Source organism: Pseudomonas sp. USTB-Z (assembly GCF_019691255.1).
Lineage (GTDB): Bacteria > Pseudomonadota > Gammaproteobacteria > Pseudomonadales > Pseudomonadaceae > Aquipseudomonas > Aquipseudomonas alloputida.
The window spans coordinates 39780-64793 of the sequence record NZ_JAECZP010000001.1; the positions used below are offsets into that span (position 1 = coordinate 39780).

Annotated in this window: 24 protein-coding genes; 10 read left to right on the forward strand and 14 right to left on the reverse strand. The window is 62.8% G+C overall.

All coding sequences use genetic code 11. From position 1 onward, the window contains the following. Positions 1 to 2 precede the first annotated feature (2 nt). From lipB to I8746_RS00240, 11 genes are all read right to left on the reverse strand, one after another. Positions 3 to 650, reverse strand: coding sequence for a lipoyl(octanoyl) transferase LipB (gene lipB / locus I8746_RS00190; protein WP_003249738.1), 648 nt, complete (start codon positions 648 to 650; stop codon positions 3 to 5). Beyond that, a complete protein-coding gene (locus I8746_RS00195) occupies positions 650 to 925 on the reverse strand; it encodes a DUF493 domain-containing protein (RefSeq protein ID WP_003249736.1) in 276 nt (91 codons plus the stop codon). Before I8746_RS00195 ends, lipB begins: the two co-directional genes overlap by 1 nt. 73 nt (positions 926 to 998) lie before the next feature. Further along, entirely contained in the window at positions 999 to 2159 is a 1161-nt protein-coding gene (locus I8746_RS00200) for a D-alanyl-D-alanine carboxypeptidase family protein (RefSeq protein ID WP_003249733.1), read from the reverse strand. Between the two features lie 220 nt (positions 2160 to 2379). Beyond that, positions 2380 to 3381, reverse strand: a complete 1002-nt coding sequence (locus tag I8746_RS00205) for a septal ring lytic transglycosylase RlpA family protein (protein ID WP_003249731.1) — start codon at positions 3379 to 3381, stop codon at positions 2380 to 2382. Next, positions 3381 to 4391 (reverse strand): lytic murein transglycosylase B, encoded by a 1011-nt coding sequence (gene mltB / locus I8746_RS00210; protein WP_003249729.1) that lies wholly within the window; start codon positions 4389 to 4391, stop codon positions 3381 to 3383. Before mltB ends, I8746_RS00205 begins: the two co-directional genes overlap by 1 nt. Before the next feature lie 17 nt (positions 4392 to 4408). Beyond that, positions 4409 to 5512 carry a rod shape-determining protein RodA gene (gene rodA, locus I8746_RS00215; protein WP_003249727.1) on the reverse strand — a complete coding sequence of 368 codons (1104 nt, stop codon included), beginning with the start codon at positions 5510 to 5512 and terminating at the stop codon, positions 4409 to 4411. A gap of 38 nt (positions 5513 to 5550) precedes the next feature. Beyond that, complete coding sequence (gene mrdA / locus I8746_RS00220) at positions 5551 to 7440, reverse strand: penicillin-binding protein 2 (RefSeq protein WP_003249725.1); 1890 nt, start codon at positions 7438 to 7440, stop codon at positions 5551 to 5553. A gap of 16 nt (positions 7441 to 7456) precedes the next feature. Beyond that, positions 7457 to 7924 (reverse strand): 23S rRNA (pseudouridine(1915)-N(3))-methyltransferase RlmH, encoded by a 468-nt coding sequence (rlmH, locus tag I8746_RS00225; protein ID WP_003249722.1) that lies wholly within the window; start codon positions 7922 to 7924, stop codon positions 7457 to 7459. Between the two features lie 10 nt (positions 7925 to 7934). Next, the gene (gene rsfS / locus I8746_RS00230; protein WP_009685825.1) at positions 7935 to 8354 is read right to left on the reverse strand and encodes a ribosome silencing factor; all 420 of its coding nucleotides are present in this window, start codon (positions 8352 to 8354) and stop codon (positions 7935 to 7937) included. 43 nt (positions 8355 to 8397) lie between these two features. Beyond that, positions 8398 to 9090, reverse strand: coding sequence for a nicotinate-nucleotide adenylyltransferase (nadD, locus tag I8746_RS00235; protein ID WP_010955423.1), 693 nt, complete (start codon positions 9088 to 9090; stop codon positions 8398 to 8400). Further along, complete coding sequence (locus tag I8746_RS00240; RefSeq protein WP_014754574.1) at positions 9059 to 10330, reverse strand: glutamate-5-semialdehyde dehydrogenase; 1272 nt, start codon at positions 10328 to 10330, stop codon at positions 9059 to 9061. The genes nadD and I8746_RS00240 overlap by 32 nt, the downstream gene beginning before the upstream one ends. Before the next feature lie 329 nt (positions 10331 to 10659). On the opposite strand from I8746_RS00240, the gene I8746_RS00245 reads away from it, so the two are divergent. After that, positions 10660 to 11328: a DNA-3-methyladenine glycosylase gene (locus I8746_RS00245; protein WP_010955424.1), complete on the forward strand. Its 669-nt coding sequence runs from the start codon at positions 10660 to 10662 to the stop codon at positions 11326 to 11328. Between the two features lie 2 nt (positions 11329 to 11330). Then, on the forward strand, positions 11331 to 12647 hold the full coding sequence (locus I8746_RS00250; RefSeq protein ID WP_014754576.1) for a bifunctional DedA family/phosphatase PAP2 family protein: 1317 nt from the start codon (positions 11331 to 11333) through the stop codon (positions 12645 to 12647). Between the two features lie 111 nt (positions 12648 to 12758). Here the strand turns inward: I8746_RS00250 and I8746_RS00255 are convergent, their stop codons facing one another. The 3 genes from I8746_RS00255 to I8746_RS00265 are packed head-to-tail and all read right to left on the reverse strand — an operon-like array spanning position 12759 to position 14434. Continuing rightward, positions 12759 to 13349, reverse strand: coding sequence for an LON peptidase substrate-binding domain-containing protein (locus tag I8746_RS00255; protein ID WP_003249708.1), 591 nt, complete (start codon positions 13347 to 13349; stop codon positions 12759 to 12761). A gap of 9 nt (positions 13350 to 13358) precedes the next feature. After that, a complete protein-coding gene (locus I8746_RS00260; RefSeq protein WP_004576852.1) occupies positions 13359 to 14075 on the reverse strand; it encodes an LrgB family protein in 717 nt (238 codons plus the stop codon). Then, on the reverse strand, positions 14072 to 14434 hold the full coding sequence (locus I8746_RS00265; RefSeq protein WP_221099794.1) for a CidA/LrgA family protein: 363 nt from the start codon (positions 14432 to 14434) through the stop codon (positions 14072 to 14074). Before I8746_RS00265 ends, I8746_RS00260 begins: the two co-directional genes overlap by 4 nt. Before the next feature lie 143 nt (positions 14435 to 14577). Between I8746_RS00265 and I8746_RS00270 the strand changes: the two genes are divergently transcribed. From I8746_RS00270 to I8746_RS00305, 8 genes are all read left to right on the forward strand, one after another. After that, positions 14578 to 15033, forward strand: coding sequence for a MaoC family dehydratase (locus I8746_RS00270; protein ID WP_003249703.1), 456 nt, complete (start codon positions 14578 to 14580; stop codon positions 15031 to 15033). Positions 15034 to 15149: 116 nt separating this feature from the next. Beyond that, positions 15150 to 16028: a 50S ribosomal protein L11 methyltransferase gene (gene prmA, locus I8746_RS00275; RefSeq protein ID WP_003249700.1), complete on the forward strand. Its 879-nt coding sequence runs from the start codon at positions 15150 to 15152 to the stop codon at positions 16026 to 16028. A gap of 42 nt (positions 16029 to 16070) precedes the next feature. Further along, positions 16071 to 17426, forward strand: a complete 1356-nt coding sequence (locus tag I8746_RS00280) for a DUF3426 domain-containing protein (protein WP_012053817.1) — start codon at positions 16071 to 16073, stop codon at positions 17424 to 17426. 207 nt (positions 17427 to 17633) lie between these two features. Then, complete coding sequence (gene dusB / locus I8746_RS00285) at positions 17634 to 18647, forward strand: tRNA dihydrouridine synthase DusB (protein WP_003249695.1); 1014 nt, start codon at positions 17634 to 17636, stop codon at positions 18645 to 18647. Then, positions 18644 to 18964, forward strand: a complete 321-nt coding sequence (fis, locus tag I8746_RS00290) for a DNA-binding transcriptional regulator Fis (RefSeq protein WP_003249693.1) — start codon at positions 18644 to 18646, stop codon at positions 18962 to 18964. The genes dusB and fis overlap by 4 nt, the downstream gene beginning before the upstream one ends. Positions 18965 to 19045: 81 nt before the next feature. Then, a complete protein-coding gene (gene purH, locus I8746_RS00295) occupies positions 19046 to 20653 on the forward strand; it encodes a bifunctional phosphoribosylaminoimidazolecarboxamide formyltransferase/IMP cyclohydrolase (RefSeq protein ID WP_003249687.1) in 1608 nt (535 codons plus the stop codon). A 146-nt stretch (positions 20654 to 20799) separates the two neighbouring features. After that, positions 20800 to 22095: a phosphoribosylamine--glycine ligase gene (gene purD / locus I8746_RS00300; RefSeq protein WP_003249685.1), complete on the forward strand. Its 1296-nt coding sequence runs from the start codon at positions 20800 to 20802 to the stop codon at positions 22093 to 22095. A gap of 135 nt (positions 22096 to 22230) precedes the next feature. Beyond that, positions 22231 to 25002 (forward strand): hybrid sensor histidine kinase/response regulator, encoded by a 2772-nt coding sequence (locus tag I8746_RS00305; RefSeq protein WP_012053819.1) that lies wholly within the window; start codon positions 22231 to 22233, stop codon positions 25000 to 25002. Positions 25003 to 25014 lie beyond the last annotated feature (12 nt).

Genomic DNA, 25014 nt, shown 5'->3' on the forward strand with positions numbered 1-25014 from the left:
ATTCAGTCGATTCCGCCCGTGAGGGTCGTCTGCTCAGCGTAGTCGAGGTGCTTGACCAGCTGTCCGCGCAGCCTTGTCCTGACCTCGTCGAGTTCGATCGGACCTGCCAGATCGCGCAGCTGGGTCATCGCCAGCCCCGCATAGCCGCAGGGGTTGATTCGGCGGAATGGCGCAAGGTCCATGTCCACGTTCAGGGCAAGGCCGTGAAACGAACGGCCGTTGCGAATTCGCAGGCCGAGGGAGGCGATTTTCGCTCCGTCGACATAGACACCCGGGGCATCGGGCTTGGCAGACGCCTGAACAGCATAGCTGGCGAGCAGGTCGATGAGGGCCAGCTCGATACGGCTGACCAGCTCACGCACGCCAAAGCCCAGCCGGCGCACATCCAGCAGCAGGTAGGCCACCAGCTGCCCGGGGCCATGGTAGGTGACCTGGCCGCCGCGGTCGGTCTGCACCACCGGGATGTCGCCCGGCACCAGCAGGTGCTCGGCCTTGCCGGCCTGCCCCTGGGTGAAGACCGCAGGGTGCTCGACCAGCCAGATTTCATCCTGGCTGTCCGGGCTGCGCTGCTCGGTAAAACGACGCATGGCCTCCAGCACCGGTTCATAGGGCTGCAGGCCAAGCTCGCGAAAACCGAGGCAGGCGGACATCAAAGCACCATTTTCACGATGCCGGTAGCGCGCAGGGCGCTGTTGATATCGTGCAACTGGTTCTCGCTTTCGGCAACGATGTGCAATTGCACGGTGGTGTACTTGCCTTCCTTGCTTTGGCGTTCGGCCAGGGTGGAAAGGTCGACTTTGGCGTGCTTGCTGAGAATCTCGATGACCGTGTCCTTGAAACCGACAACGGTGTCACCGATGACCTTGATCGGGTAATCGTCGCAAGGGAATTCGATCTTGTGCGACTTGACGTCTGGTTCGCTCATGGCGGAAACGGCCTCGTAAGCCGTGGCAACAACAACACCCCCGCGGTAGGCGCGGGGGCATGCAGGTCACGTATCAGTTGAACAACCCGTAGAAGAATAGACGGATGCTATCCCACATACGGCGGAAGAAACCACCTTCCTCGACGCCATCAAGGGCAATCAGGTCGGCGCTGTGAACCACTTTCTCGTCCAGTTTGACTTCCACTTTGCCGATCACGTCACCTTTGGCGATCGGTGCGGTGAGCTGCGGGTTCATGGTCATCGAAGCCTGCAGGCGCTTCAATTGGCCTTTAGGCATAGTCATGGTCAGGTCGTCAGCCAGGCCAGCCTTGATCTGGCTGGTAGCGCCCTTCCAGACCGGGGCCTGGGTCAGCTCGGTGCCCTTCTGGTAGAAGGTCTGGGTTTCGAAGAAGCGGAAACCGTAGGTCAGCAGCTTCTGGGTTTCGGCAGCACGCGATTGTTCGCTGTTGGTACCGAACACCACGGCGATCAGGCGCTGGCCGTCACGAACGGCCGAAGCCACCATGCAGTAGCCGGCTTCGTCGGTGTGACCGGTTTTCAGGCCATCGACGGTCTTGTCGCGCCACAGCAGCAGGTTGCGGTTAGGCTGCTTGATGTTGTTCCAGAAAAACTCTTTCTGCGAGTAGATGGCGTAGTGGGCCGGGTCGACATTGATGATCGCACGGGCCAGGGTTGCCATGTCGTGCGCCGACGAGTAGTGCTCGGGGTTCGGCAGGCCGGTCGGGTTCATGAAGTGGCTGTTGGTCATGCCCAGGTCGGCAGCCGTCTTGTTCATCATGTCGGCAAAGGCGTCTTCGCTGCCGGCGATGTGCTCGGCCAAGGCGACCGAGGCGTCGTTACCGGACTGGATGATGATGCCGTGCAGCAGGTCGCTGACCGTGACCTGGCTGCCAACCTTGATGAACATGCGCGAACCGCCGGTACGCCATGCGTTTTCGCTGACAGTAACCGGGTCGCTTTCACCGATCTGGCCGCGGCGGATGTCCAGGGTGGCGATGTAGGCGGTCATCAGCTTGGTCAGGCTGGCTGGCGGCAGGCGCTCGTCACCGTTGTTCTCGACCAGCACGTTGCCGCTGGACGCGTCCATGAGTACGTAGGACTTGGCTGCCAGTTGGGGTGGCGCAGGCGTCATCTGCTCCGCCGCGAAGGCGGCAGGCGTGATCAGCAGCAGTACAGGCAGGCAAAGTCGTTTGGCAAGGTTGGTGATGTTCATCCGTCTCTCGAAAATCGCTAATGGTCTGAGATGTTCCCTGGGCAAGATCATGTGCCCAGCGCCAGTCAGTCTAGTTTTATGGCCGTTGGCCTGGCCCGCGGACGTGCGGCTTTATGTCGCTGCGGGCAAAAGCGGTCATTGTACATGGCCGCGACCGGCAATTCATGACAAAACCGATAGTTTGGTGTTGCCGTCTTCGCAGGCGCGCCCGCCCCCACAGTCAGTCTGCTGTGACCAGCTTTGCCTGCCCCAAGTTCGCCAGGCGAATGCTGTCCTGTGCTTGCTGGATCTCGCCCTGGCTGCCGATCGGCCCCAGGCGCACGCGGTGCAGGGTCTGCTGGTTACGCACGATCGAGCTGATGAACACGGGTGCATTGACCATGGTGCTGAGCTTGGCGCGCAGCAACTCGGCAGCGTCCGGGTTGGCGAACGCGCCTACCTGCAAGAAACTGCCACCGCTACCGCCAGGCACGTTATTGCCACCCACCTGCACCGGTACCACGGGCGCGGCGTGCTGCTGTGGCGGCGGGGTCCATTGCTCGACACGCCCGGTACTGGCCGGTATTGCCTGGGTCTGGGCCACTTGCGGCTCTTTCAGCACCATAGGTGGGGTCTGGCCACGCTGGGCCCACCACTGCTGCGGGTCGATGCCCTCGACGCGCACGTGCGCGGTACCGATCTCGGCATAACCGAGCTTTTTTGCCGCAGCGTAGGACAAATCGATGATGCGGTCAGAATAGAACGGGCCACGGTCGTTGACCCGCAGGATCACGCTGCGGTTATTGGCGAGGTTGGTCACCTTGACGTAGGCCGGCAGAGGCAGGGTCTTGTGAGCCGCGCTCATGCCATACAGGTCGTACAGTTCGCCATTGGCGGTGTTCTGCCCATGGAACTTGGTGCCGTACCACGACGCCGTACCCTCGGCGCGGTAGTTGCGCGAGTCCTGCATCGGGTAGTAGGTCTTGCCAAGCACCGTGTACGGGTTGGCCTTGTAGTTACCGGTGTGCACGGTCGGGGTGGCATCGGGGATCTTGTTCACATCCACGTCCCACCACGGTGCGCCGTCCTTGTGCGCCCGGTTGATGTCCAGGCCCGGCTGGCTGCGCACGACGTTACCACTGCTTTTCGGGGCCGGCCGGTTGGAAGAGCAGCTGGCCAGCGCCACACCGACGGCGAGGCAGGTGAGCAGCTTGAAAGCGTTGCCAGAGATGATTGCGCGCATTACTTGACGCCCCGTACTTGAACCAGCTGTTCCGCAAGCTGATGTACCGCCATGGCATACATCACGCTGCGGTTGTAGCGAGTGATCGCGTAGAAGTTCTTCAGGCCCATCCAGTACTCGGGGCCGCTCTCGCCCTCGAGACGGAAGGCGGTAACCGGCAGATCATCGCGCAGCGAATCATGAACCGACCAGCCAAGCGTACGCAACTCCCCTACCGTTTTCACCGGCTCGATGCCGGTGGTCAGGCCTTCGTCGGCGCGCATGCCTTCCACCCAGGCGCGGCTGACCACACCCTCGCCGGCCACCCAGCCGTGGCGCTTGAAGTAGCTGGCCACACTGCCGATGGCATCGTCAGGGTTGTTCCAGATATTGATGTGGCCGTCCCCGTCGAAGTCCACCGCGTAGTTGCGGAAGCTGCTTGGCATGAACTGCGGCAGCCCCATGGCGCCAGCGTACGAGCCCTTGAGCGTCAAGGGGTCGAGCTGCTCATCCCGGGCCAGCAGCAGGAACTCACGCAGCTCCTTGCGGAAGAACTCGGCCCGTGGCGGGTAGTCGAAGCCCAGCGTCGACAGGGCGTCGATCACCCGGTAGTTGCCGGTATTGCGGCCAAAAAAGGTTTCCACGCCGATGATTGCGACAATGTACTGCGCAGGTACGCCGTACTCCTGCTCGGCACGTGCCAACACAGCCTCGTGCTGACGCCAGAAATCCACACCGCGAGCGATACGTGCATCGGTGATGAACATCGGCCGATAGTCCTTCCACGGTTTGACCCGCTCGGCCGGGCGCGATATGGCGTCGAGGATCGACTGCTTGCGCTGTACCTCACGGAACACACCCATCAGTTGCTCAGGCGCAAAACCATAGTCGCGGCTCATTTCGCCAACGAACGCGGCTACCTGGGGCGAGCCGTCGTATTCGCCGGCATGGGCCAGCTGTACAGCGCCGAACAGGCCCACCGCACCGATCCAAGGCGCACAACGGGCAGCCCAGTTACGCACTGCTTGCATGAAATTGTTCACCTTATTCAAACCTGCGCGATCCATTTGCGGTGCGTATGGATCGACATCAAAACGCCAAACGCTGACAGCAGCGTCACCAACGATGTTCCGCCATAGCTGATAAAAGGTAGCGGCACGCCCACCACGGGCAGAAGGCCACTTACCATTCCGATATTGACGAACACGTATACAAAAAAAGTCATGGTCAGGCTGCCCGCAAGCAGCTTGCCGAACAGGGTCTGCGCCTGGGCGGTGATCACCAGACCACGGCCGATCAGCAGCAGGTAGACAATCAGCAGCAGGCAGATGCCAACCAGGCCGAACTCCTCGCCGAGCACGGCGATGATGAAGTCGGTGTGGCTTTCCGGCAAAAAGTCCAGGTGCGACTGCGTGCCAAGCAGCCAGCCTTTGCCAAACACCCCGCCCGAGCCGATCGCCGCCTTGGACTGGATGATGTTCCAACCGGTGCCCAACGGGTCGCTTTCAGGGTCGAGGAAGGTCAATACCCGCTGCTTCTGGTAGTCGTGCATGACGAAGAACCACATGGCCACCGCGACGGGCACGGCTGCCGCCAGCACGCTGAGGATCCAGCGCCAGCGCAAGCCGCCCATGAACAGCACGAAGGCACCGGAGGCCAGGATCAGCAGCGCAGTCCCCAGGTCGGGCTGACGTACGATCAGCATGAACGGCACGCCGATCAGCACCAGGCTGATCGCCACGTGCTTCAAATGGGGCGGCAAGGTGCGCTTGGACAGGTACCAGGCGATGGTCGCCGGCATGATGATCTTCATGAATTCCGAGGGCTGGAAGCGGATCACCCCCGGAATGTTGATCCAGCGCGTGGCACCCATGGCGTTGTGGCCCATCACGTCCACCACTACCAGCAACAGCACCCCGGCCAGGTAGGCCAGCGGCACCCAACGCGCCATGAAGCGCGGCTCCAGCTGGGCGATGACGAACATCGACACCAGACCGATGCCAAACGAGGTGGCTTGCTTGAGCAGCAGGTCCCAGTTCTTGCCACTGGCCGAATACAGTACGAACAGGCTGCCGGCCGCAAGGGTCAGCAGAATGATCAGCAAGGGGCCGTCGATATGAATGCGTTGCAGAAAGCTCGCACGCCGACGCATCACATCCTCGCTGGAGAGCATGCGATCGAAATTGTTCATCACAGGGCCGATTCCTGGGTAACGGTGGCGGGCGCGAACTCGGGTTTGAGCCGGCCGTTTTCGTCGAGCAGCCAGGCGTCCATGATCTGGCGAACCACCGGAGCGGCGACACCCGAGCCGGACTCACCGTTCTCGACCATCACCGAAACCACGATTTTCGGGGCTTCGGCTGGGGCAAACGCGACGAACAAGGCATGGTCGCGGTGGCGCTCCTGGAGTTTGTTGCGGTCATACTTCTCGCCCTGCTTGATCGCCACCACCTGGGCGGTGCCGCTCTTGCCGGCAATGCGGTACTGGGCACCGGCAGCTGCCTTGCGCGCGGTACCGCGGGCGTTGTGCATCACCTGTTCCATGCCATGGGTGACCTTGGCCCAGTCGGACTTGTCACGCAGCACGATGTCTTCCATGGGGTTGTCGTCCACCGGCGGCAGGCCTTCGATGGTCTTGGCCAGGTGTGGGCGGTTCCACACACCTTTGTTGGCGATCAATGCAGTGGCCTGGGCCAGCTGCAGCGGCGTGGCCTGCATGTAACCCTGGCCGATGCCGAGAATCAGGGTTTCGCCGGGGAACCAGGCCTGGCGGCGAGTGGCGCGCTTCCATTCGCGCGACGGCATCAACCCGGCAGATTCCTCGAACATATCGAGGGATACCCGCTGGCCGATACCGAACTTGTTCATGTAGCTGGACAACCGATCGATGCCCATCTTGTGCGCAAGGTCATAGAAGTAGGTGTCGTTCGAGCGCATGATGGCGGTGTCCAGGTCGACCCAGCCATCACCGGAGCGGTTCCAGTTACGGTATTTATGGTCGTAGTTGGGCAACTGGTAGTAGCCAGGGTCGAACACCCTGCTGCTGGCATTCACGACGCCACTGTCCAGACCGGCAATAGCCACCGCCGGCTTGATGGTCGACCCCGGCGGGTACAGGCCACGCAGCACGCGGTTGAACAGCGGCCGATCGATCGAATCGCGCAATTCGGCATAGGCCTTGAAGCTGATGCCGGTGACGAACAGGTTGGGGTCGAAACTAGGCTGACTCACCATCGCCAGTACCTCGCCGGTGCGCGGGTCGAGCGCAACCACTGCACCACGCCGGCCTCCCAGGGCGGCTTCAGCGGCCTCCTGCAGCTTGATGTCCAGGCTCAGCACAATGTCCTTGCCCGGCTTCGGGTCGGTGCGCTTGAGCACCCGCAGCACACGGCCACGGGCGTTGGTCTCGACTTCCTCGTAACCCACCTGACCGTGTAGGGCGGCCTCGTAGAAGCGCTCGATGCCGGTCTTGCCGATATGGTGGGTACCGCTGTAGTTCACCGGGTCGAGCGTTTTCAGCTCTTTCTCGTTGATCCGCCCTACATAACCCACCGAATGGGCGAAATGCGCACCCTGCGGGTAATGCCGCACCAGCTGGGCCACCACCTCGACACCCGGCAGGCGGAACTGGTTTACCGCCACGCGGGCGATCTGCTCTTCGTTGAGCTCGAACAGGATCGGCACCGGCTCGAATGGCCGGCGGCCTTGGCGCATGCGCTTCTCGAACAGGGCACGGTCGTCAGCGGTGAGCTCAAGCACTTCGACGATGGTATCCAGCACTTCCTGCCAGTTACCCGCACGTTCGCGGGTCATCGACAGGCTGAAGCTGGGCCGGTTGTCGGCAACGATCACCCCGTTGCGGTCGAAAATCAACCCGCGGGTCGGCGGGATCGGCTGCACATGCACCCGGTTGTTCTCCGACAGCGTGGAGTGGTAGTCGTACTGGATGATCTGCAGGTAGTACAGCCGTGCGATCAACACGCACACAAGCAGCATGATCGCGACTGCGCCGACCACGACGCGGTTGCGCACCAGGCGGGCGTCTTTCTCGTGGTCCTTGAGACGGATCGGCTGCGACATCGGACTGCTTACAGGCTCATTTGTGGTAAGGGTGCCCGGACAACACGGTCCAGGCGCGGTAGATCTGCTCGCCGATGAGTATCCTTACCAACGGGTGCGGCAAAGTCAGCGGCGACAGCGACCAACGTTGCTCGGCGCGTGCGCAAACCTCAGGCGCCAGGCCCTCCGGGCCACCCACCATCAAATTCACCGTGCGCGCATCCAGGCGCCAGCGGTCCAGCTCGGTGGCCAGCTGTTCGGTACTCCAGGGCTTGCCATGGACCTCGAGGGTGACAATGCGTTCCCCAGGCTGCACCTTGCTCAGCATGGCTTCGCCCTCCTGACGGATCAGGCGGGCGACGTCGGCATTCTTGCCACGGGTATTCAGCGGGATTTCCACCAGCTCCAGCGACAGCTCGGCGGGCAGGCGCTTGGCATATTCATGCCAGCCTTCCTCGACCCACTTCGGCATGCGCGAGCCGACCGCAATCAGGCGCAGACGCACAGCGCTTTCCTTATTCGCGGTCTTTGAGCTTGTCGGAGTACTCGTGGGCATGGTCCGGGCTGTGGTGCTTGCCATCGGCGGCACGGCTTTGCTCGGCACCCTGCCACAGGCGCTCAAGGTCGTAGAACTGGCGGGCAGCGGCGGTCATCATGTGCACGATGACGTCGTTCAGGTCCAGCAGCACCCAGTCGCTGTCGCCCTTGCCTTCTTCACCCAGTGGCTGGGCGCCTTTGGCCTTGACGGCTTCACGGACCTTTTCGGCCATCGCGTTGATCTGGCGGTTGGAGGTACCGGTGGCAATGATCATGTAGTCGGTCAGGCTGTGCTTCTCGCGCACGTCGATGACCTGGATGTCCTGGGCCTTGACGTCTTCCAGCGCTGCCTTGGTCACTGCGACCAGTTCTTCGCCGTAAATTTTCTGCTTGGTCATATAAAACTCGTTCAACTCGTTGGATGAGGCGCCAGAGGCACCGTCAGTTGGGCGCACGATACAGTTCGTGCGCCTCGATATAGGCCAGTACGGCGTCCGGCACCAGGAACCTCACCGATTTGCCGCTGGCCAGCAGCTGTCGGATCTGTGTAGCCGACACCGCAAGCGGCGTCTGCCAGACGAACGAAATATTTCCCGCCGGGCCGGACATGGCGGTGGGATCGCTCTCCGAGCGCGCAGCCAACAGGTTGCGCAACTCGTCAGGGGGTTCTACGTCGGCATCCGGACGTTGCAGTACCAGGATGTGACAGTGTTGCAGCAATTCTTCCCAGCGATGCCAGGCGGGCAGGCCACAGAAGGCATCCCAACCCAGCACCAGGAACAGCTGGTCGTGGCCGGACAGCTCGGCGCGGATCGATTCCAGCGTATCGATGGTGTACGACGGCTTGTCACGTTCCAGCTCGCGGGCATCGACACTCAGGCAAGCGACGCCCTGCACCGCTTCACGGACCATGGCCAGGCGATCCTGCGCGGCCACCTGTGGCGTGTCGCGGTGCGGCGGCCGGGCATTGGGCAACAGGCGTAGCTCATCCAGCCCCATGAACTCGGCAACTTCCAGCGCGCTGCGCAAGTGGCCGATATGCACGGGGTCGAAGGTACCACCTAGAATGCCGATACGCCGGACTGCCTGGGCCTTGCTCAACTCAGCAGGACCCCTGGCCGCGCAACTGGCCATCGCCGATCACCACATACTTCTCGCAGGTCAGGCCTTCCAGGCCGACTGGGCCGCGGGCATGCAGCTTGTCGGTGGAAATACCGATTTCCGCACCCAGGCCGTACTCGAAGCCATCGGCAAAGCAGGTCGGGGTGTTGAGCATGACCGACGCCGAATCGACCTCAGCCATGAACTGACGGGCTTCACCCTGGTGTTCGCTGATGATCGAGTCGGTGTGGTGCGAGCCATAGTGGTTGATGTGCTCGATGGCCTGGTTCAGGCCGTCGACCACGCGAATCGACAGGATCGCATCGAGGTATTCCGTGTGCCAGTCGGCTTCGGTGGCCGGTTTGGCGCTGATGATAGCCTGGGTACGCTCGCAACCGCGCAGCTCCACGCCCTTCTCCACGAAGCGGCGGGCCATTTCTGGCAGGAAGCGCTCAGCCACTTGCTGGTCGACCAGCAGCGTTTCCATGGCACCGCAGATGCCGTAGCGGTAGGTCTTGGCGTTGAAAGCCACATTCCAGGCCTTGTCCAGGTCGGCATGCTGGCTGACATAGATGTGGCAGATGCCGTCCAGGTGCTTGATCACCGGCACGCGGGCATCGCGGCTGATGCGCTCGATCAGGCCACGGCCTCCGCGCGGTACGATGACATCGACGAATTCCGGCATGCTGATCAGCGCGCCCACGGCTTCGCGGTCGGTGGTTTCGACCACCTGCACCACCGCCGCCGGCAGGCCGGCTTCGGCCAGGCCACGCTGAATGCAGGTGGCAATGGCGCGGTTGGAGTGTATGGCTTCGGAACCGCCCCGCAGGATGGTTGCATTGCCCGACTTGAGGCACAGGCTGGCGGCATCAATGGTCACGTTCGGACGCGATTCATAGATGATCCCGATCACCCCCAGCGGGGTACGCATCTTGCCTACCTGAATGCCCGATGGACGGTAGCTCATGTCGCGAATGGCACCGACCGGGTCCGGCAGGCTGGCCACCTGGCGCAAGCCGGTGATCATGCCGTCGATACGCGCCGGGGTCAGCGCCAGACGGTCGAGCAGTGCGGGCTCCAGGCCACTGGCGCGGCCGGCGGCCAGGTCCAGTTCGTTGGCAGCGGCGAGTTCGGCACGGGCAGCGTCCAGCGCGTCGGCGGCGGCTTGCAGGGCGCGGTTCTTCTGCGCGGTGCTGGCACGGCCGATCACCCGGGAAGCCTCACGGGCAGCGCGACCCAGGCGGGTCATATAGTCAAGAACGGACTCAGTCATGGGTTCGGTGTCTTGGCGAAGGGGAAATCGGCTAATTATAACTGCCGCGCAGGTGTACGCCCAGCGGCGGGTGGCGGATGGTAGAAAATGGATGGGGCAATGTGTAGGAAAGATGTAACCGGGGTTATCGAGATTTCCATCGCCTGTTGCGGCCCTTTCGCGGGCGCGCCCGCTCCCACAGGGATTTTACAAGGCCTGGACCTATGCACCACCAGCGGGAGCGGGCATGCCCGCGAAAGGGCCGGCATTGCCAACATCACCCTCCAATTCAGCCTCGATTAAGCCATTCATTGCTATCATCCCCGCCTCTCCAGCCACGAACTGCCCGCATGCCAGCCCTGCCCGACAGCTTTTTCGACCGCGACGCCCAGACCCTGGCCAAGGCCCTGCTGGGCAAGGTCATCCGTCACCGCCACGGCGACCTGTGGCTGGCCGCGCGGATCATCGAGACCGAGGCCTACTACCTTTCCGACAAAGGTAGCCACGCTTCGCTCGGCTACACCGAAAAACGCAAGGCGCTATTCCTGGATGGGGGGCATATCTACATGTACTACGCCCGCGGCGGCGACTCGCTGAACTTCAGCGCCCACGGGCCGGGCAACGCGGTGCTGATCAAGTCTGCCTATCCTTGGCAGGACACCCTCTCGGGGCCCGACAGCCTGGCGCAGATGCAACTGAACAACCCCGATGCAAGCGGCAATATCCGCCCGCAAGAGCGCCTGTGCGCCGGCCAGACCCTGCTATGCCGGGCCCTGGGCCTGAAAGTGCCGCATTGGGACGCCCAGCGTTTCGACGCCGAACGCCTGTACGTCGAGGACTGCGGCAACGCCGTGCCCCGGGTGATCCAGGCCGCTCGCCTGGGCATTCCGCACGGGCGCGACGAGCACCTGCCGTACCGCTTCGTCGATGCCGAGTACGCCCGTTTCTGCACACGGAACCCGTTACGCCGCGGCCAAGTCGAAGGCCGTGATTTCTTCATTCTCGAACAAGGAAGCTGAACATGGGCCAATGGCTCGACAGCCTGACCGGCTGGCTCAGCGCCAACCCGCAGTGGCTTGGCCTGGCGATTTTCCTGGTGGCCTGCATCGAATGCCTGGCCATCGCCGGCATTATCGTGCCGGGCACCGTACTGCTGTTCGCCGTTGCGGTACTGGCCGGCAGTGGCACGTTCAGCCTGGGCGAAACGCTGCTCCTCGGCTTTCTCGGCGGCCTGCTGGGCGACGCCTTGTCTTACGCAGTGGGCAAGTACTTCCACCAGAACATTCGCCGGCTGCCGCTGCTACGTCACCATCCGGAATGGATCGGCAGCGCCGAAAGCTACTTCCAGCGTTATGGCATCGCCAGCCTGCTGGTAGGCCGTTTCATCGGCCCGCTGCGGCCGATGCTGCCAATGGTCGCCGGCATGTTCGACATGCCCCTGCCGCGCTTCATCGCCGTCAGCCTGCTGGCGGGTGCCGGCTGGTCGGTCGCCTACCTACTGCCCGGCTGGGCCACCGGCGCCGCCATGCGCCTGCCCCTGCCGGAAGGCTTCTGGCTGGACGCCGGGATCATCGCCGGCGCCCTCGCGGTGCTGATCGGCCTGAGCCTGAATACCAGCCTGCGTGACCAGCGCCACGGCACCCGGCTGGTTGCCGCGCTCAGCTTCATCACCCTGGCCGGTGTATTCCTCGGCTGGCCCTACCTCCATGAGTTCGACCAAGGCGTGATGACACTGGTCCAGGAGCATCGCAGCCAGGCCATCGACAGCACCGTGGTGCTGGTGACACGGCTAGGCGATTTCCGCACCCAGTTGTTCCTCGGCGGCCTGCTGACCGGCCTGCTGCTGCTTGCCCGTCAGTGGCGACACGCATTTTTCGCGGCGGGCGCGTTGATGGGCACGGCGATCGCCAACGGCACACTGAAATGGCTATTTGCCCGGGCCAGGCCGGAAGTACTGACCGACCCACTGACCAGCTACAGCATGCCCAGCGGGCACAGCTCGGCATCGTTCGCGTTCTTCCTGGTCATGGCCGTGCTGGCAGGGCGTGGCCAGCCACCACGGATGCGCCTGACCTGGGTGATGCTGGGGTGCATTCCGGCACTGGCGATTGCCCTGTCGCGGGTGTACCTGGGGGCGCACTGGCCAACCGATATCCTGGCTGGGGCCCTGCTGGCCTGTTGCGTATGCGCACTCAGCCTGACACTGGTGCAACGCCAGCAGACCCTGCCAGCCCTGCCGCTGCGGGTGTGGTGGCTGGTGTTGCCGGCATGTGTGGCGCTGCTGACGTTCTTCGCCATGCATGCGCTGCCGCAGGCGTTGGTCAGGTATCAATATTGATGTTGCCTGTGCCGGCCTATTCGCGGGTGAACCCGCTCCTACACTGGGTATCGCGCTTGTCGTAGGAGCGGGTTTACCCGCGAATAGGCCGGCACAGGCAATGCAGAACCATCAGGCGAACAACTCACCCTGAATCCGCTCCAGCAGCTTCTGGATTTCCCCCAGCCGCTGCTGCGGCGAATCGAGGGTCAGCAGGTCCAGCTTGTCCTCTTCCATGAACGGCAACAGATACGCCAGCTGATTGGCCAGCGCCTGACGCCCGTCCACCGGGCGCGGCATGCCCAGCGCTTCGACCATGGGGTGCTCACCCAGGGCCACCAGCAGCGCCAATAGGTCGTCATCGGCTTCCAGCAATGGGCTGTCTGCCTGCTCCGGCAGCCATTGCACCTGGCCCACCAGCAGCTGGTCCTTCTGCACCTCGGAGCTTTCCAGATTGAAGCGCCGCACGCCCTCGACGCGAATACCCAGCAAGCCGTTATCCTGCTGCACGAAGTCGCGGATCACCGCTTCACAGCCGATCGAGGCGACCACCGGCGGCGCCTTGCCGACTTGTTCGCCCTCAAGGATGCACACCACCCCAAATCCTTCGCCCTGCTTCATGCAGCGCCCGATCATGTCCAGGTAGCGCGCCTCGAAAATCTGCAAATCGAGAAAGCAGCCAGGAAACAGCACGGTATTGAGCGGAAACAGCGGTAGCGTCATCACAATTCCTCAAGCCACCAGGCTGACTGCCAGCGGCAGGAACACCGCTGTAGCCACTCCCATCAGGCTCATCGCCAGCGCGGCAAAGGCGCCGCATTCGTCACTTTCCTGCAGGGCCACCGAAGTGCCGACTGCGTGTGCGGTCACGCCCAGCGACATGCCGCGCGCCTCAGGGCTGTGCACGCCGAAGCGGCTCAGCAATGCCGGGCCGAAGATCGCCCCAATCACCCCGGTAATCAACACGAACACTGCCGCCAGGGCCGCCACGCCGCCAATCTGCTCAGCCACCAGCATGGCGATCGGCGAGGTGACGGACTTCGGCGCCATGGTCATCAGGATCATGTGCTCGGCACCGAACCACCAGCCCAGCACCAGGCAGCAGAGCGTGGCGAACAGGCCTCCGACTACCAGCGTAGTAAATGTAGGCCAGAACAGCTGACGGATACGCCGCAGGTTGAGGTAGAGCGGCACAGCCAGGGCCACCGTAGCGGGCCCCAGCAGGATGTTCATGATTTCGGTGCTTTTGCGGTATTCGCTGTAATCGATACCGCACAGCAGCAACACACCGATCACCAGCAGCATCGACACCAGTACAGGTTGCAGGAAGATCCAGCGGGTTTTCTCGTAGGCTGCCAGCACTACCTGATAGGCCCCCAGCGTGATGCCAATACCGAACAATGGGTGATGAATGACCGCATCGAGTGCGCCCTGCCAGTCGAGCATCATGGCTGCTCCTCACGCTTGCCCTGGCGCTGAATGAGCTTTTGCATCAGCACACCGACGAACACAAGGGTCACCAGGCAGGAGATCAGCAAGGCCCCGACAATCGCCCAGAAGTCGGCGGCAATGTCCTTGGCATATACCATCACCCCGACTGCCGGCGGTACCAGCAGCAGCGGGAGATAGCGCAGCAAGCTGCTGGCGGCCTCGTTCAGCGGCTTGCCGACCTCACCGCGAGCCATGAGAAAGAGCAGCAGCAACAACAGGCCGATGATCGGCCCGGGCAAAAACGGCATAAACAGGTGATTGATCGCCGTCCCCAGCAGCTGGAACAGTACCAGCCAGGTCAAACCACGCAACAGCATAAGCATCTCCCTCGGGCATGGCCGCCATTATAAGCACGCACAGCTTCAGACCGATATTCGCCGAAAAGCGGGCAACTTGACTGAAACGGTTCGCCGTGCTGATCTTGTACTTTCGTACCAACTGACAACCCGGAGAGTCCGCGATGCCCCATGTACCGGTTACAGAGCTTTCGCAGTACGTTGGCAAGGAGCTGGGCCACTCGGAGTGGGTGAAGATCGACCAGCAGCGCATCAACCTGTTCGCCGAGGCGACCGGCGACTTCCAGTTCATCCATGTCGACCCTGAGAAGGCAGCAAAAACCCCGTTTGGCGGCACGATTGCCCATGGTTTCCTGACCTTGTCGCTGATCCCCAAGCTGATCGAGGACATCCTCGTTCTGCCGCAAGGGCTGAAGATGGTGGTGAACTACGGGCTGGACAGCGTGCGCTTCATTCAGCCGGTAAAGGTCGACAGCCGGGTTCGGCTGAAGGTAAAGCTGGGCGAGGTGACCGAGAAAAAACCGGGGCAGTGGCTACTCAAGGCGATTGCCACGCTGGAGATCGAGGGTGAAGAGAAGCCTGCTTATATAGCCGAGTCGCTGTCGCTCTGTTTTGTCTGATACATGCCCGGGGGCTGCAGTGCAGCCCCCGATCCACAAATCCCCCGCACTCGCGTAAACTGCCAGCCTTCGCGCAGCCTAGGGCTGCCCCTGTCGATTTATCAAAGGTGCCCGCCATGCCCTGGCTGCAAGTACGCCTGGCCATCAGCCCGGAACAAGCCGAAACCTATGAAGATGCGCTGCTTGAAGTAGGCGCCGTCTCGGTCACGTTCATGGATGCCGAAGATCAACCGATCTTCGAACCAGACCTCAACACCACTCCGCTGTGGTCGCACACTCACCTGCTGGCGCTGTTCGAGGCCGATGCCGACCCTGAACAGGTGTTCGCCCACCTGCGCCTGCTGACCGGCGCCGAGCTGCCCGAGCACCAGGCCGAGGTGATCGAGGACCAGGACTGGGAGCGCAGCTGGATGGACAACTTCCAGCCGATGCGCTTCGGCCGACGCCTGTGGATCGTGCCCAGCTGGCACGATGCCCCGGAAAAGGACGCCGTGAACCTGCTGCTCGACCCGGGCCTGGCCTTTGGCACCGGCACCCACCCCACCACGGCCCTGTGCCTGGAATGGCTCGACGGCCAGCAGCTTGAAGGCACCCAGGTGCTGGACTTTGGCTGCGGTTCGGGCATCCTGGCCATCGCTGCGCTGCTGCTGGGCGCCCGCGAAGCGGTAGGCACCGACATCGACGTGCAGGCCATCGAGGCTTCGCGCGACAACGCCCAACGCAACGGCATTGCCGACGAGAAACTGGCGCTGTACCTGCCCGAACACATGCCGGCGATGCAGGCCGACGTGCTGGTTGCCAACATCCTCGCCGGCCCGCTGGTGTCGCTGGCGCCACAGTTGTCCGGCCTGGTTCGCCCAGGTGGCCTGCTGGCGCTGTCTGGCATCCTCGCCGAGCAAGGTGAAGACGTGGCCGCCGCTTATGCCGCCGACTTTGAACTGGACCCGATCGTCGTGCGCGACGGCTGGGTGCGCATCAGTGGTCGGCGTCGCTAAGCGGGCCTAGAATACTTTTCTGCACAGCTCCCGGATTGCCGCATGACCGACAGTTTCGTCACCCAGTGCCCGCATTGCCAGACCAGCTTTCGCGTCACCCACCACCAGTTGGGCGTGGCGCGTGGCGTGGTGCGCTGCGGTCACTGCCTGCAGGTATTCAATGCCGCCAAGCAGCTGCTGGAGCAAAACCGCGCCGCTACCACCAGCGCCCCCGTGGTGCCGGCACCGGTACCTCCAGCGCCTGCCGCGCCGCTGGCCGAGCCGGCGCAAGAGCCCGCCGACAGCGTACGCGGCACCCCTCCTGACCAGGACTGGGCGCTGACTGCCCAGGCGCTGGACGAGCTCGACCTCGACAAGGAACTGGAGCGCCTGGAGCGTCGCGGCCAACCGGCCCCGGCCCACCCGGCCAGCAAGGATGAGAAGCTGCAGGCACGGCGCGATGAACTTCACCCGGACGAACACGCAGAAGACCTTTTCGGTACGGCTACCGATGAGCCCTACGCGCCGCAGGAACCGGCAGAGCCTACCCCGGTGCTACTGGAACCGGAACCTTTGGAGCTGGACCTGGAGCCTGCCCCCGGCGAGCGTACCGAGCCTACCCTGGGCAGCAACCTTGACCTGGACATCGATGGCGAGCCGCCTGTGCACCGAGCGGCCGAACGCGATGACCAGCCCGCATTCAGCGAACCGCTGCGCATCAGCGATGACGAAACCCCGGAAAAAGGCCTGAGCGCCCGCGACGACGAACCACTGGCGCTGCGCCTGTCGGCGCACGACGACGAGCCCGTCGAGCCACTGCCCGGAGAGCGCCTGGAACCAGGCTTTGCTGGCAAGCCCGAGCGCCCCTCGCGCAAGGAGCCGCTGGTCGATGTGGTCGATGACCCGCTGCAGCTAGGCTGGGAAAAACCCGCACCCAACTGGGGCAAGCGCCTGCTGTGGGGCTTTCTGACCTTGCTGGCTGCCGGCCTGCTGGCGTTCCAGTACGTGTGGTTCCATTTCGACGAAATGGCCCGACAGGACCAGTATCGGCCGATTTTCCAGCAGATCTGCCCGATGATCGGTTGCCAGGTGCCTACCCGCGTCGATATTGCACGCATCAAGAGCAGCAATCTGGTGGTGCGCAGCCACCCGGACTTCAAGGGCGCACTCATTGTCGACGCGATCATCTACAACCGCGCACCGTTCGCCCAGCCGTTCCCATTGCTGGAGCTGCGCTTCGCCGACCTCAATGGCCAACTGATCGCCAGCCGTCGCTTCAAGCCCAGCGAGTACCTGTCGGGGGAACTGGCAGGGCGCGGCGAAATGCCCAGCCAGACGCCAATCCACATTGCCCTGGACATCCTCGACCCTGGGCCGAAGGCCGTGAATTACAGCCTGAGCTTCCGTTCGCCGGAGTAGGCGACAAGCGGCCAGCAGCAAACGACAAGACAAGAAGCCCCAACCGCGACCGCTTTTCGTCCTGTCGCTTGCTGCTTGAAGCGCAAAGGCATAAGCCGACAACTGTTCAGATTTTATCCAAATCCATCTTTATCCAGTCATCGAGAGCGGGTATCATGCCAACCCTTTTTCGAACTCCAAGATTCGGCCCCACAACAGGGATCACCTATGTCGGCGGTACGCATCGGCCAATACACACTACGTAACAACCTGATCCTCGCGCCCATGGCCGGGGTCACGGACCAGCCTTTCCGTACACTTTGCCAGCGCCTGGGCGCCGGCATGGTGGTGTCGGAAATGGTAAGCAGCGACATGAGCCTGTGGAACAGCCGCAAGTCGAGCCTGCGCCGCATCCATGAAGGTGATCCCGAGCCACGCTCGGTGCAGATCGCCGGCGGTGATGCGCAGATGATGGCAGCGGCGGCAAAGGCCAATGTCGAAGCGGGTGCCCAGATCATCGACATCAACATGGGCTGCCCGGCAAAAAAAGTCTGCAACAAAGCCGCAGGCTCTGCTTTATTGAGAGATGAAGCCTTGGTCAGCGAGATCCTCCACGCCGTGGTCAGCGCTGTGGACGTACCGGTGACCCTGAAAATCCGCACCGGCTGGGACCGGGCGAACAAGAACGGCCTGAACGTGGCGAAGATTGCCGAACAGGCTGGCATCCAGGCGCTGGCGGTGCATGGCCGCACACGTGCCGACCTGTACACCGGCGAAGCCGAATACGACACCATCGCTGCCATCAAGCAGGCGGTGTCAATCCCGGTTTTTGCCAACGGCGATATCACCTCGCCAGAAAAGGCCCGGGCGGTGCTGGAAACCACCGGGGTCGATGGCCTGTTGATTGGCCGGGCTGCCCAAGGGCGGCCATGGATCTTTCGCGAGATCGAGCATTACCTGCGCACTGGCGAACATCTGCCAGCGCCGCAACTGGACGAAGTGGAACGCATCCTGCTGGAGCATCTGGCCGCGCTGCATGCCTTCTATGGCGATGTGATGGGCGTACGTATCGCCCGCAAGCACGTTGGCTGGTACCTGGCAACACGACCCGGCGGCAAGGAGTTTCGCGCCCGGTTCAACGCTTTGGAAGACACACAAGCGCAGTGCGCCAACGTTCGCGCGTTTTTCAGCGAACGTCGACAGAGCCTTGAGACAGAGGACGGACAAGGGGTGGCCGCATGACGATGATGACCGAGAATTTTGTGAGTGGAACAACGCCCGTGAGCGACAACGCCAACCTGAAACAGCACCTCAACACGCCGAGCGAAGAGGGCCAGACCCTTCGCGACAGCGTCGAGAAGGCGCTGCACAACTACTTCGCCCACCTGGAAGGCGCGACCGTGACGGACGTGTACAACCTGGTGCTCTCCGAAGTCGAGGCGCCCCTGCTCGAAAGCGTGATGAACTACGTGAAGGGCAACCAGACCAAGGCCAGCGAGATGCTCGGGCTGAACCGAGGCACCCTGCGCAAGAAGCTCAAGCAGTACGACTTGTTGTAAGCCAGAATCCCATCCAGAAAAGGCGACTCCCTGAACAGAGGCGCCTTTTTTGCTGACTCCACCGCGTTATTGGAACCCGAAATGACCGACCAGACTACCCGCCTGCCAGTCCGCCGCGCCCTGATCAGCGTCTCCGACAAGACCGGTATCCTCGAATTCGCCCGTGAGCTGCAGCAGCTCGGTGTCGAGATCCTGTCCACCGGCGGCACCTACAAGCTGCTCAAGGACAACGGCGTAAACGCGGTGGAAGTGGCCGACTACACCGGCTTCGCCGAAATGATGGATGGCCGGGTCAAAACCCTGCACCCGAAAATCCACGGCGGTATCCTCGGCCGTCGTGGCACCGACGACGCCATCATGAACGAGCACGGCATCAAGCCGATCGACCTGGTTGCGGTCAACCTGTACCCGTTCGAAGCCACCATTTCCAAGCCTGGCTGTGACCTGCCGACCGCCATCGAGAACATCGACATCGGCGGCCCGACCATGGTCCGTTCGGCAGCCAAGAACCACAAGGACGTGGCCATCGTGGTCAACGCCAGCGACTACGCCGGCATCGTCGAAGGCCTCAAGGCCGGTGGCCTGACCTATGCCCAGCGCTTCGACCTGATGCTCAAGGCGTTCGAGCACACTGCCGCCTACGACGGCATGATCGCCAATTACATGGGCACCATCGACCAAGCCAAGGACACCCTGAGCACCGAGGCGCGCAGCGAATTCCCGCGCACCTTCAACAGCCAGTTCGTCAAGGCACAGGAAATGCGTTATGGCGAGAACCCGCACCAGAGCGCGGCGTTCTATGTAGAAGCCAAGAAAGGCGAAGCCAGCATTTCCACCGCTGTCCAGCTGCAAGGCAAGGAACTGTCATTCAACAACGTGGCCGACACTGACGCCGCACTGGAATGCGTAAAGAGCTTCGTCAAGCCGGCCTGCGTCATCGTCAAGCACGCCAACCCGTGCGGCGTGGCGGTAGTACCGGAAGACGAAGGCGGCATCCGCAAAGCCTACGACCTGGCCTACGCGACCGACACCGAATCGGCGTTCGGCGGCATCATCGCATTCAACCGTGAACTGGACGGCGAAACCGCCAAGGCCATTGTCGACCGCCAGTTCGTCGAAGTGATCATCGCCCCGAAAATCTCCCAGGCCGCCCGCGACGTGGTGGCTGCCAAACAGAACGTACGCCTGCTGGAGTGCGGCGAGTGGCCAGCCGAGCGCGCTGCCGGTTGGGACTTCAAGCGCGTCAACGGTGGCCTGCTGGTGCAAAGCCGCGATATCGGCATGATCACCGCCGATGACCTGAAGATCGTCACCAAGCGTGCCCCGACCGAGCAAGAGATCCACGACCTGGTATTCGCCTGGAAAGTGGCCAAGTTCGTCAAGTCCAACGCCATTGTCTACGCCAAGCAGCGCCAGACCATCGGCGTCGGCGCCGGCCAGATGAGCCGCGTCAACTCCGCCCGCATCGCTGCAATCAAGGCCGAGCACGCTGGCCTGCAGGTGCAGGGCGCGGTCATGGCGTCGGATGCATTCTTCCCGTTCCGTGACGGTATCGACAATGCAGCTAAAGTGGGTATCAGCGCCGTGATCCAGCCGGGTGGTTCGATGCGTGATGCTGAAGTCATCGCTGCTGCCGACGAGGCCGGCATCGCGATGGTCTTCACTGGCATGCGCCACTTCCGCCACTAATTACGCGGGTCCCGAGGCGAGTCGAGATCCTGTGGGAGCGGGCTTGTCCGCGAATACGATGGTGGATTCACCGCCGCATTCGCGGGCAAGCCCGCTCCCACAGCGTTCGGCGCAAGCCACGGGATCACTTGAATCGAGGTTTTGACATGAAAGTTTTGATCATCGGCAGCGGCGGCCGCGAGCACGCCCTGGCCTGGAAAGTCGCCCAGGACCCACGCGTCGAGAAAGTCTTCGTTGCACCGGGCAACGCCGGTACCGCCATTGAAGCCAAGTGCGAGAACGTCGCCATCGACGTGTGTGCCCTGGAGCAACTGGCCGACTTCGCCGAGAAAAACGTCGACCTGACCATCGTCGGCCCGGAAGCACCGCTGGTTATCGGCGTGGTCGACCTGTTCCGCAGCCGCGGCCTGGACTGCTTCGGCCCAACCAAGGGCGCGGCCCAGCTGGAAGGCTCCAAGGCCTTCACCAAGGATTTCCTGGCACGTCACAAGATCCCGACCGCCGACTACCAGAATTTCACCGAGATCGAGCCAGCGCTGGCCTATCTGCAGGAAAAAGGCGCGCCAATCGTGATCAAGGCCGATGGCCTGGCGGCCGGCAAGGGCGTGATCGTCGCCATGACGCTGGAAGAAGCCGAAGCCGCCGTGCGTGACATGCTGGCTGGCAACGCCTTCGGTGAAGCAGGTTCGCGTGTCGTGATCGAAGAGTTTCTCGACGGCGAAGAAGCCAGCTTCATCGTCATGGTCGACGGCCACAATGTGCTGCCCATGGCCACCAGCCAGGACCACAAGCGCGTCGGCGACCAGGATACCGGCCCGAACACGGGCGGCATGGGCGCCTACTCCCCTGCCCCGGTGGTTACCGCCGACGTGCACCAGCGCGTGATGGACCAGGTGATCTGGCCAACCGTGCGCGGCATGGCCGAGGAAGGCAACGTCTACACCGGCTTCCTCTACGCCGGCCTGATGATCGACAAGGCGGGCAACCCCAAGGTCATCGAGTTCAACTGCCGCTTCGGCGACCCGGAAACCCAGCCGGTCATGCTGCGCCTGGAGTCGAGCCTGGTACTGCTGGTGGAAGCTGCATTCGCCAAGGCACTGGACAAGGTCGAAGCGCAGTGGGACCCGCGCCCGAGCCTGGGCGTGGTCCTGGCAGCGGGCGGTTACCCGGGCGACTACGCCAAGGGCGACGTGATCAACGGCCTGGACGCTGCCGCCAAGATCGAAGGCAAGGTATTCCATGCCGGTACTGCGCTCAAGGATGGCAAGGTAACCACCAACGGCGGGCGCGTGCTGTGTGCCACCGCCATGGGCAGCACCGTTGCCGACGCGCAGCAGCAGGCTTATCGCCTGGCCAAGGAAGTCAGCTGGAACGGCAGCTTCTACCGTTCCGACATCGGCTATCGGGCCATCGCCCGCGAGCGCGGTGAGCACCAGCAGTAAGTACTACCGGTATGCCGTAGCGGTTTCAGCCTGCGGCATCCGGCTCGTCGACAGGGCCCGGAATGGGCCTTGCCTTCGACTTGGCGCGCCGCGCATAGTGAGTACCCGGCACATCGGCCAAGAAGGGATTTCGTAGTGCGTCGGCTTCGGATTGCCTCAGCTCTGATCGTCAGCTTGCTGACCCTGCTCTGCATGATTCCGGCTGCGGCCGAACATGACGGAGGCTGGACCGTTCTGCTCGACGAACAGGCCAACCTGCAACTGAGCGATGTGCGCTCCGAGCGCTATCGCAACCAGTTCAGCCCACTGCCTCTCGCCGACCTTGATGCTGCCCCGGCTGGACAGGCCTTGTGGCTGCACTATCGTCTGGCACCAGGTGACCAGGAGCAGCTGCTGCGGGTATTTGCCCCGGACCTTTCTGGCCTGGACCTCTACGCCCTCGAAGGCGAACAACTTCTGCGTCAGCTGCACCACGGGCGCCAGGCCGGCAATGCCAGCCCGACCCTGCGTGGCAGCGACCATGTATTGCCCCTGCCCAACAGCAGGCAACCGCTGGACATCTACTTGCGCCTGGTCTCAGAGCACCAGCTGCGTCCGGCCATCAGCCTTGAGCCTGCGGCCGAGGCAGCCTCGGATCAACGCCAGCCGCTGCTGTTCGGCATGCTGTTCGGCGGCCTGATCATGCTGATCATGCACAACCTGATCCGCTTCCTCTACACCCGCTCCAGCACCACCCTGATCCTGGCGCTGTACCACGGCCTGATGCTGCTCAGCGGCCTGATCCTGTTGAACCTCAGCGGCCCTTGGTGGCATGTGTGGCACAGTGCGCAAACGCCTGCCGCCTATCTGACGCTGGTCCTGGCCGGCCTGTCCGGGTTGTACTTCACCCAACATTTCTTTTCGCCGTGCAATTCGCCACGGCTTAACCGCCTGCTGCAAGGTGAGATGCTGATTGTCGGGCTCAGTGGCCTGGTGCTGCTGTTCGTCGATACTCTGCCACTGAACCTGATGACCTACGCCCTGATGGCGCTGGGCAGCGTGAGCATGCTGCTGGTCAGCAGCTACCACTGGTTCAAGGGTTATGCACCCGGACGCCTGTTCAGCCTGGCCATGGTGGTGTTCAACCTCGGAGGCCTGGTACTGCTGCCAGCCCTGCTGGGTCTGACACGCACCTCGACACCCTGGCTGCTGTGTATCCTGCTGGGCCTGACCGTGGTCAGTGGCCTGCTGCTCAACCTGGCGGTCAGTGAACGGCTGCGGCGCATAAGCGAGGAGCGTTTCAGCGCCAGCCGTGCACTGGCCGCCAGCGATGCGGAAATCAACGCCAAAGCCGAGTTCCTGGCCAAGATCAGCCACGAAATCCGCACCCCGATGAACGGCGTGCTAGGCATGACTGAACTGCTGCTGGGTACACCGCTGTCGGTGAAGCAACGTGATTATGTGCAGACCATCCACAGCGCCGGCAACGAGCTGCTGACGCTGATCAACGAAATTCTGGACATTTCCAAGCTGGAATCCCGGCAAATCGAGCTGGATGATGTGCAGTTCGACCTTAACGCGCTGATCGAGGATTGCCTGAACATCTTCCGCGCCAAGGCCGAGCAACAGAACATCGAGCTGATCAGCTTCACCCAGCCACAAGTACCGCGGGTTATCAGCGGAGACCCGACGCGCCTGCGCCAGGCCTTGTCGAGCCTGCTGGAAAACGCCCTGAAAAATACCGACCAGGGCGAGATCCTGCTGGTGGTGGCGCTGGATCAACGCGGCGAGGTGCCACGCCTGCGTATCGCCGTGCAGGACAGCGGTGAACCGTTGCCCGCTGCCGACCGTGAAGCCTTGCTGCAGGCCGAGTTGCACAGCCACCACTTCCTTTCCAGCAACAAGCTGGGCGGCCACCTGGGGCTGGTCATCGCCAAACAGTTGATCGGTCTGATGCAGGGCGAGTTCGGCATCAAGAGCAACACCGGCATGGGCAACACCCTGTGGCTGACCTTGCCGCTGGACCCTTCACGCCTGGAACAGCCACCGGCGGACCTCGACAGCCCGCTGCGCGATGCCCGCGTGCTGGTAGTGGACGACAACGACACGTGCCGCAAGGTGCTTGTACAGCAGTGCAGCGCCTGGGGCATGAACGTCAGCGCGGTGCCGTCGGGCAAGGAGGCGCTGGCCCTTTTGCGCACCAAGGCGCACCTGCGCGACTACTTCGACGCGGTGCTGCTGGACCAGAACATGCCCGGCATGACCGGCATGCAGCTGGCCGCCAAGATCAAGGAAGACCCGAGCCTGAACCACGACATTCTGGTGGTGATGCTCACCGGCATCAGCAATGCGCCGAGCAAAGTCATCGCGCGCAACGCAGGGGTCAAGCGAATACTGGCCAAGCCGGTGGCCGGTTATACGTTGAAGACCACCCTGGCCGAGGAGCTGGCCCAGCGCGGCCGCGAACAGGCGATACCTGCCAGCCTGCCTGGCATCCCGCAGGCGCTGGACCTGCCAGGCGACTTCCGCGTGCTGGTCGCCGAAGACAACAGCATCTCGACCAAGGTGATCCGCAGCATGCTTGGCAAGCTCAACCTCAAGCCCGATACCGCCTGCAATGGCGAAGAGGCCTTGCAGGCGATGAAAGCGCAGCATTATGACCTGGTGTTGATGGACTGCGAGATGCCGATACTGGACGGCTTCTCGGCCACTCAGCAGTTGCGTGCCTGGGAAGCTGACAACCAGCGCCAGCGCACGCCGGTAGTGGCACTGACTGCGCACATCCTGGCCGAACACAAGGAACGCGCGCGGCTGGCAGGCATGGACGGACACATGGCCAAGCCAGTGGAGTTGTCGCAGTTGCGCGAGCTGATTCAATACTGGGCCAATCACCGGGAAGCCAAGGTGGACCCGGCACATACGTCCTGACCGATATCCAAT